This window comes from Geofilum rubicundum JCM 15548, assembly GCF_000974365.1.
GTDB classification, from domain to species: domain Bacteria; phylum Bacteroidota; class Bacteroidia; order Bacteroidales; family Marinilabiliaceae; genus Geofilum; species Geofilum rubicundum.
In genome coordinates this window covers 1-9141 of record NZ_BAZW01000088.1, presented here as the reverse complement: position 1 = coordinate 9141, position 9141 = coordinate 1, and the positions used below count along the sequence as shown (strand labels likewise).

Genomic DNA, 9141 nt, shown 5'->3' with positions numbered 1-9141 from the left:
TAATGGGGGTTAATAATAAATCAAAATGTTCTTTTTTGATGTTTGAAACGTCAGCATCAAAGAATAAAATTATTTCATTTGATGATTTCTCAACACCATGAACCATTGCCCAACTTTTACCTCTATTCTTATCCAATCGTTCATTTATGAATAAATAATCTTTAGACAATTCTTTTAAAATGTTTTGAGTATCGTCATTAGAACCATCATCAACTACAATAATCTCTGAATCAGGTAATAGATTGCAACATGAAATCAAGACATTTGCAATAGTTTTTTCCTCATTGTAAGCACATATTATAACACTTGCTTTCATAATAACCTCCCTGTTACTTTTAAATATTCTGCATATTTAATTTTATAGGCAGTCTTGGAATCAATTAGAGCATCTTTTGTTTGTTGATACATAGCTTGCGCTTCCAATAAGTCAGAAGTACTTACAACACCCGCATCAAAACTGTTTTTTACAACAGACAAGTGTTCTAAAGCTTGCTCAACTGAAGATTCTGCTACCTGAATTTGCATATAACTTTCAATAACATCTTTATATGCTTTGTCCATTTGAAGTTTTAATAGTTCCGTTTTTTCTTCCAAATTATTTTGGGCAATGTTTACCTTTAGCTTATGCTCCTTTATTTTATGTGAACCTCCCCACCATCCGGAGATTGGTACCGAAACTTTGGCAAAAACCATACTGTTGGTATTGTTAAAGCTCATCATACCTCCATCAGGCTCGCTTACATCAAGATACAGCCCTGCAACACCAACGGCTACTGTTGGCAAGTATTCACCCATTGCCATTTTCTTCTGGAGTATTTCTGCGTCTATTGCTTTGTTTAGCATCTGATATTCATCTCTTTTAAGCAAAGCTTCTTCCGGACTCCAAAATGTTTCTACCGGATCGTGAACAAGAATAGCTGTATCAGCGATTTGTAAATTACCTGAATATGTAATACCAATGTGCTGAGCAAGGGTCATTTTTAATAAATCTATACCATTGTTAAGCTTTAATTTATTTGCATTGATATTATTTAATTCAAGTTGTATTTTTAACAAATCACTTTTTTGAATTAACCCGGCCTCGTAGGCAACACTTACATCATTTTTTAGGCTATTCAGTAGTTTTTCATACCCTTCAAGTGTTTTCTTCTTTTCTTCAAGTGCTAGAATAGTCCAATAATAAAACTCAGTCGCAACCAATACTTCATCTTGCGTAAGATTAAGTTGATGTTGTGAAAATTCGACACCAAGAGAGGCGAGTTTATTTCCATTCCGTATTCTACCTCCTACATATAAAGGTTGTACAGCAGTTAAATATCCTGCATTAACATAATCTAATAATTCCAAGCCCATCCCGGGAAAGTAAGTAAACTGAGTTGGAGCAGCCAGATTCGCTGGATTTCCGTCATATACTGGCAAATTCATTTCAGGTAATTCTGCTTCAACTAAACTTTTGTTTAGTTTTACAGCAACAGCACCAGCATCTATTTGAGGAAAGTAATTTGTAAAAGCATTCTTTTTTACTTCTTGCGAAGCCTCTAAACTAAGTTGTTTATTCTTAATATTTATATTGTTCTGTATTGCTGAATCTTTGCACATCTCAAGAGTAACGGTCTGTGCATTAATATTTAAAGACAACAGCAAAACTATTGGTGTTATTACATTTCTATACTTCATCTGATGAATATTTATTTTGGTTCGAAAGATTAATTTTATTGCTAAACTTTTTACTTATGTCCCTGATTTTTACTTTTTGAAATATCTTCCAATACATTGCTGGCAATGTTAAGACCAGTATTATCATGGATAGTATAGTTCCATAAAAGATGACTATACCCATTGGAGACCATAATGAAGAGTTCGACAATATCATCGGAATAATTCCGATTGCAGTTGTTGCAGATGTTAAAAATATGGGAACCATGCGTCTTTGACCTGCTTCGTAAGCAGCTTGTCGGGCAGTAGTTTTTTTATTTATCCGCAAATCTTCAGCATGTTCAAATATTAGTATCGTATTTCGGATTGTAATTCCAAATAAGCTTATTATCCCTAGAATAACAGTAAGGGTCAATGGTGTACCTGTTATCCATAAACCTAGTGAAGTACCGGGAAGTACAAAAGAAAGAGAAAGTAGGGCTGCCAGTGCTACATTTATTTTTTTAAATTTAAAGAGTAACAGCAGGAAGATTATAAGCACAGCGATTATAAGTACTTCAATTATAGAAGGTACAACTTCCATATCTCCTTCATGCATTCCTCCATAAGAATAACTAATATCTGATGGCAAGTTAGGAGCTATTTCATTTTCAATAATACCTTTTATTTCTTTAAAAGTAGCTGTCTCACTATATCCTCGCTTAACATCAGCCAAAACCGTAATTGTTCTTACTCCGTTTCTGCGAACAATTTGCCCTTCGTGCCAAACAGGTCTTACATCAGCAATTTGTCGTAATGGAACAGAAATCCCGGGCAAAAGTGTAGAAATGTATTTGTTATCAACATTATTTGGATTATCATTTACCTCATGTTTGTCTGTTTTCATTATTACCGACAAGGGATAATCAGCTTCCCACACAGTGCCTACAGGTATTCCTGTATAATAACCTGTTAATTCAAGCTCTGCTAAACTCTTCACTATTCCCAATCTTGATGCTTCTGCTGTGTTTAAATCAACCTGCAATGCTGGCAATGCTTCTTCATAATTTGTATGTAACCACACTAAACTTTCAACACCAGAAAGTGCGCTTATAAGCGTGTCACTATATTGTTTTAATTGTCCGATTTGGTTCCCTGTTAATCGAACCTCAATCGGATTTTGTGACAACTGATAATCCAGTTGTTTAAATCGCACATAGGCATTCGGGAAATAGTTTTGGTATAAGGGGGTATATTTATCAAGAAGTTCAATAGTACTTTGTTCCGATGTTGTATTTACAATAAACTGTGCGAAATTTTCACCACCAATATTAGGAGCATAAGTAGTTTGAAAACGTGGTGATGACATCCCAATAAAAGAAGTGATTGATACAATTTCTTCATCTCGTTTTAATAACTGATACAGACTGTCGGCGACTATTTTTGTTTTGCCAACTGGTGTTCCCTGTGGAAGATAAATCTCTACTGCAAACTGGTCTCTGTCTGCATTCGGAAACATACGTTGGTCATTACTAAAAAAGAAAACAATAGAAACAACTATAAAGATTGCTGTCAAAGCAATAGTAATAAAGGGATAGCGAAATGTTGCATCCAGTCCTTTTACATAAAATTTCTGAATAATTGTATTTAGGTTAAATTTCTTCTCTTTTGTTTTTCGCTTAATTAGCAAGAATTCTAAAATAGGAATATAAAACATCGACAGTAAATACGAAACCACTAAAGCAATGCTAAATGTCCATGGGAAATGTTTTACAAAATCGGCCCAAATGCCAGTGAAAATAGCTAGTACAGGTAAAAAAATGCTGCACAAAGCAAAAGTTGCAAAAAAGATAGCTCCATTGTAATTTTTTGCACTAAGTACGGCTGCATGCCACTTGGATACTCCTTTCTCCAAGTATTCCATATAACCGTCAATAACAACAACGGAATTATCGACAACCATGCCCAGTATAACGATTAGAGCTGCTAATGTTACTGTATTGAGCGGGATGTTTAGTAGATACATTAACCCAAGTGTTATAAAAACGGTTATAGGAATGGTAGTTGAAGCAATTATTGCTGAACGTAATGGAAATAAAATAAGCATAATCAAGATGATGATTACAACCGCAATGACTAAGTCACGCAGGAAATTCTGAACTGAAGTTTCAACTACCTTTGGTTGGTCTGCGATACGTTGTACTGCAACATCATCAGGAATTAGCGTGTCGAACTCTTTAAGTATTTCATCAACGTCATTTCCATAGGCTATAATATTGTGTCCTTCTCGCATTTCCATTGATAAAATGATAGATTTTTTACCATTGTTTTGAGTAAAGCGTTTGGGTGTTTCATACTCTTTCGTGATGGTGGCAACATCCTTTAATTTTACAATTGTACCATCGGGTGAAGAATATATTATCTGTTCGGCTACTTCTGTTTCCGAATTATAAATTGATGAGAAGTGTAAAGGCATATTGGAATTACCCGTTTCTACTTTTCCCGAAACAGTAGTTAGCCCCTGTGAGAATAAATTCGCTGCTAAAGTTTTATAGTTGATTCCATATATGGCTAATTTCTCTCGGTTTAAATAAACGTTAATCTGTTCTTTTTGTGTTCCATAAAGGCGAAAATTAGAAGCAGACTTTAATAAGCGTAATTTAGTTTCCAATATCTCGGCATAGTCTTCTAGCTCCCTGTAAGAACGTGTATCTGATTCCAACGCAATTAAAAGCGCTGAGGTGTCCCCAAAATCATCGTTAGCAATTACTGCCAAGACACCACTTGGTAGCTGCATCTTAAATAATGATATGCCATGTTTAATTTTCGACCAAACTTCATCTTTGTTATGTACATTATTTTCAAGTTCAACCATAATATAAACAATTCCATCACGCGACATGGAATAAGTTTTTTCTCGATTAACTTCTTTATATGTAAATAAAAATTTTTCGAGTGGTTTTGCCAGTTGTTCTTCTACTTGAGCAGAAGTTGCTCCCGGGTATATACCTACAACTACCCCCTGACGAATAGTGAATGTTGGAAATTCCTGTTTTGGCATTTTAACCAGAGCGAATACTCCAAAAAGAACTAATACTCCTACAAAGAAGAACATTAATTTATGATGGCGCATAACCGCTTCAATTGCTCCTATATTTTTTTTCATAATACCTCTACTTTTTGTCCGTTTGAAACTTTTTGGTAACCATCGGTAATAATCACGTCATCATTAATTAGTCCGTTTAAAATCTCTACACCATTATGGTTTTGCGTACCAATTTTAACTACTTGTTTTGTTGCTTTCCCTTGCATGAGTTTCCAAACATAATAGTTGCCATCCCCATCTATTAAGATGCTGTTGTTTGGCACAACTACTTTTGAATTAGAGTTCCCACTATTTATTTGTGCCTCGCTCACCATTCCTGGCAGTAATAGAAACTCATTATTTTTTACTAATATTAACACGGGGTAGGTGTGTGATATAGCATCTGAAATTACACCTTTGCTTATCACTTTTCCTTGAAACAAATCGGTTGAAACAGCAGAGATACGAATGCTTGCAGTTTGCCCTACTTTAAGCTTATTGATTTCGTTTTCGGGTACGGCTACCTTGACATGTACATTACTAATTTTTAAAAGTGTAATTACAGGCTGGTTTGGCAGAATGTTTTCTCCGGCTTCTACTCTTATTTTACCAACAACACCACTAAAAGGAGCTTTTAGCCTACTATCGTTCATGTTTTTACGGGCAATAGCTTCAGCAGCACGAGCTTTTTCCAAATTAGTTTGCATTTCGATATACTGTATCTCAGGTAAACTTTTATTGTCATATAACATCTGAATTCTTTTCATAGCATCTTCAGCTTGATTTAACGTTGCTAAAGCCATTGAGTGAGCATTCTTTAGGCTATAATCATTTAACGTTGCCAATAAATCACCTTGTTTAATTTTCTGTCCTTCGGAAACTTTTATTGCATCTATATTTCCTGTTAAAGGAAAACTAATTGATGCCGAAATTTCTTCCTCTACAATACCCAGATAGTTGCTTGTAGTCTTTTCTTCTTGCAAACCTACCTTGTAGGTTTTTACATAAATTGTGTCTTTGTGTTGTTCAATTGTACCACCTTTTTGCGAACAGGCATTTAATATAAAAGTCAGAACAACTAACTGAAACAGAATCCTGATATTCATTCTAAATCGTTTTAATTTATTATTAATCATTTTCTGTTAGCAAAGATACCTGAGAGATGCTGTAGAATAAAGCTCTTAAATTCTTATAAATTGTTCTATAAGTCGAATAGTATGTTTTTGCAGAGAGTTTATTACAAATATTTAGGTATATTTGATAAAAAAAGGAATGAAAGAACAATTACTCTTTAGCGTTACCATAGAACAATTGCTTAAACAGAGAATTGGAACAGGACTAAATACCGAAATTGTCTTAATTAGAAGTATAAAAGAATATATACACCTGTTTAGTTTTCCGTTAAGAGTTGATGCTGCTATATTTCTTTTTTGCACAAAAGGAAATATTGATGTGAATATTAACCTTACAAATGTGAAGATAACGCCCAATAACTATGGTATTAGCGTACCTGAAAATGTTATTGGCTTAAATTCTGTAAGTGACGATTTTGAGGGATTTGTCCTTCTTTTATCAATTGATTATCTACGGAAAATCAGTATAGATTTAACAGACTTGCTTCCTTATTATATGCATGTTAGAAACAACCCTCTCTTTAAAGCGAGACCTGAGAATATTGAAATAATTATCAGTTATTTTAATTTATTCAGCTTTTTATTAGAGGCTGAAAATAGTGTACGTAAATCAAATATAATTAGTGGCTTTGCCATATCTTTTATAAATAAAATTGCAGAGGATGTTGATTTATATGAATTAGATGTTGGTGAGGTTAAAACCAAAAGTAAAGAATACTACTATATGCGATTTATGGAGCTTTTACAACAAAACTTTAGAGAACAACATAATATTAGCTTTTATTCTGAAAAACTAAGCCTTACTCCAAAATATTTATCATCTTTAATGAAAGATATTAGTGATCTGTCGGCATCAGAATGGATTAATAATTACATTGTAGTAGAAGCCAAAACATTATTAAAATTCTCAGATATGACTATTTGGGAAGTTGCTGATTATTTACACTTTTCTAATCAATCGTTTTTCAGCAAATACTTTAAGCATCATACTGGTCTTACTCCTAAGCAATACCGTAAAGATTAAATGTTTTATATCAAATCCTGTCCAACCAATGAGCAGTACTGCATATTTCTTGAAAAATCAAAATCTAATGTGATTAGCTAACATCAACTCTTTTTAGCGTTGGCAGAAATTGCACTCTTTTGCAAATTTCGGTCTGTGCGTCAGCCTGTGCGATTTGCAAATGTGTGCAATGTGCGTTGGCTTCCCCAACTGTCCCGAAGGGCAGAAGTGGGCGGGCAAAAACTAATTTTTTCTTGCACCAACCTTCAATCAAAGTGCTAATATTTTCTATCCGTTTTTTTAATTAATAATTAGGTTTCAATGTTGCAGTTTGGTTCTTTGCACTTGCAGCTAACGTGTGGCAATATAGTGCGTTGCGTTTTCTCTGTTAGTGAATATCCTTTCCACATAGGGCCATTGCCCTGAAACCAATTTATTATCTATAAGCGAGCAGCTATGCAATATATTGCGTGTTGGCACCTGTCATCAACCCTCCTCGCGTTTTGCTCTTCTTACAAGTCTGCGAACGACAATACCGCCACTTCGCCGCCACCCCGGAACTAATTCTCGTTCTTTAAATTCCGTTTGCCAATCCGTATGCAAACATTTGTCTTAACGAGATACTGAATTTACGTTTCTGCCAATCTATGTATAGACGCTTCCAGATACATTAAACACGAGACCAGTACTTTGATGGCGACCGCTGCCCTTACGACACCTTATAAATGTAGACTTTTCTAACCATGTGGATGCTGGGGTGCAACAATTGCTAAGCTGAAGACCCTAACCTTATTGTACGTTTCTGCCAATCAATCATTTTGAACGTTTCGGGAAGCAAATAACGCTTTGCGAGTCCCTTTTATCATTCAGCCAGTTTCTACCGGAGCCCGACACCGGTCTCCTAAACCCCACTTCCCTACGAAAACCGCTAAATTCTGCGTGCCCTACTCAGCACAAACCTTTAAAAACACCTATCCGCTGTCTGCGCACCCCTCACCTACACGACACCTTTGATAAAGCAATCCGCGTAATCCATTTCAGAAGTCCGTTTTGCTAGTCGGGCAGTTTCTACCGAAACCCAGCACCGGTCTGCCAATTTTTACTTTCTTACGACAACCGCAGAAATCCCTGAACCCTTCTCTGCACAAATCTTTAAAATACCCACCCACTGTCTGACCACCACCTTAACTTTGCGAAACCCTGGTCAAAGACGCTTGGAATTCAAGATTCCGTTTGCCAATCAATCTATTTTTTCATGCTACCGAGTGCAAAACCTTCTATCGGAAAATATGTGGTGCGAGGTTAATAGGTGCCAACGTGTGGCAATATAGTGCGTAGCGTATTCTTTGATAGTTATAATCTTATCCACATAGGGCCCTTGCTCCGAAACCAGTTAACTGACTGCAAGCGAGCAGCTATGCAATATATTGCGTGTTGGCACCTGTGATGAATTCTCCCCTCGTTTCGCTGTTCAACTTGGTCTGCGAACGACAATATTACCACTTCGCCGCGACCCCGGAACTAATCCCCGTTCTCTAAATTCCGTTTGCCAATCCGTATGCAAGCATTTGTTTTAACGAGGTACTGGATTTACGATTCTGCCAATCTGTGTATAGACAATTCCATATACATTAAACACAAGACCCGTACTTTGATGGCGACCGCTGCCGTTAAGCGACTTTATAAATATAGACCTTTCTGACCGAGTAGATGCTGGGCTGCGACATTTTTTGAGCTGAAGACCCTAAACCTATTTTACGTTTCTGCCAATCAAAAATTTGACCGTTTCGGGAAGCAAATAACACCATGCGAGTCCGTCCGTCATATAATTCAGCCAGGTTCTTCCGGAGCCCAATACCGGTCTCCTAAACCCCACTTCCCTACGAAAACCGCTAAATTCTGGGTGCCCTACTCAGCACAAACCTTTAAAATACATAGCCGCTGTCTGAGCAACCCTCACCTACACGATACTTTTGATAAAGCAGTCCACGTAAGCCATTTCAAAAGTCCGTTATAATATTCGGGCAGTTTCTACCGAAACCCGGCGCCGGTCTGCCAATTTTCACTTTCCTACGACAACCGCCGGAATCCAGAATCCCTACTCTGCACAAACCTTAAAAAGACCTACTCACTGTCTGCGCACCACCTTAACTTTGCGAATCCCTGGTTAAAGACGATTGGAATTCAATATGCCGTTTGGCAATCCTTTTACTTTTTCATTCTACCGAGTGCAAAACCATCTAACGGAAACTAAGTGGTGCTGGGTTAATAGGTGCCAACGTCCA

5 protein-coding genes are annotated in these 9141 nt (G+C 36.4%); 1 reads left to right on the top strand and 4 read right to left on the bottom strand.

Features of this window, described 5'->3' with window-relative positions; all coding sequences use genetic code 11:
* The 4 genes from JCM15548_RS19300 to JCM15548_RS19285 all read right to left on the bottom strand — a co-directional run.
* A partial coding sequence (locus JCM15548_RS19300) for a glycosyltransferase family 2 protein (protein WP_157482979.1) occupies nucleotides 1-316 on the bottom strand: 316 nt, incomplete at its 3' end.
* Nucleotides 313-1677: a TolC family protein gene (locus JCM15548_RS19295; protein WP_062128705.1), complete on the bottom strand. Its 1365-nt coding sequence runs from the start codon at nucleotides 1675-1677 to the stop codon at nucleotides 313-315. The genes JCM15548_RS19295 and JCM15548_RS19300, both read right to left, overlap by 4 nt.
* Entirely contained in the window at nucleotides 1667-4801 is a 3135-nt protein-coding gene (locus JCM15548_RS19290; protein ID WP_062128703.1) for an efflux RND transporter permease subunit, read from the bottom strand. The genes JCM15548_RS19295 and JCM15548_RS19290 overlap by 11 nt, the downstream gene beginning before the upstream one ends.
* Complete coding sequence (locus tag JCM15548_RS19285) at nucleotides 4798-5826, bottom strand: efflux RND transporter periplasmic adaptor subunit (RefSeq protein WP_062128700.1); 1029 nt, start codon at nucleotides 5824-5826, stop codon at nucleotides 4798-4800. Before JCM15548_RS19285 ends, JCM15548_RS19290 begins: the two co-directional genes overlap by 4 nt.
* A gap of 166 nt (nucleotides 5827-5992) precedes the next feature.
* On the opposite strand from JCM15548_RS19285, the gene JCM15548_RS19280 reads away from it, so the two are divergent.
* Nucleotides 5993-6877 carry a helix-turn-helix domain-containing protein gene (locus JCM15548_RS19280; RefSeq protein WP_062128698.1) on the top strand — a complete coding sequence of 295 codons (885 nt, stop codon included), beginning with the start codon at nucleotides 5993-5995 and terminating at the stop codon, nucleotides 6875-6877.
* Nucleotides 6878-9141: the final 2264 nt, after the last annotated feature.

Bases quoted from the DNA above. Each gene is read 5' to 3' on its own strand.
- JCM15548_RS19295 (WP_062128705.1), bottom strand. From the start codon at position 1,677: ATGAAGTATAGAAATGTAATAACACCAATAGTTTTGCTGTTGTCTTTA.
- JCM15548_RS19290 (WP_062128703.1), bottom strand. From the start codon at position 4,801: ATGAAAAAAAATATAGGAGCAATTGAAGCGGTTATGCGCCATCATAAA.
- JCM15548_RS19285 (WP_062128700.1), bottom strand. From the start codon at position 5,826: ATGAATATCAGGATTCTGTTTCAGTTAGTTGTTCTGACTTTTATATTA.
- JCM15548_RS19280 (WP_062128698.1), top strand. From the start codon at position 5,993: ATGAAAGAACAATTACTCTTTAGCGTTACCATAGAACAATTGCTTAAA.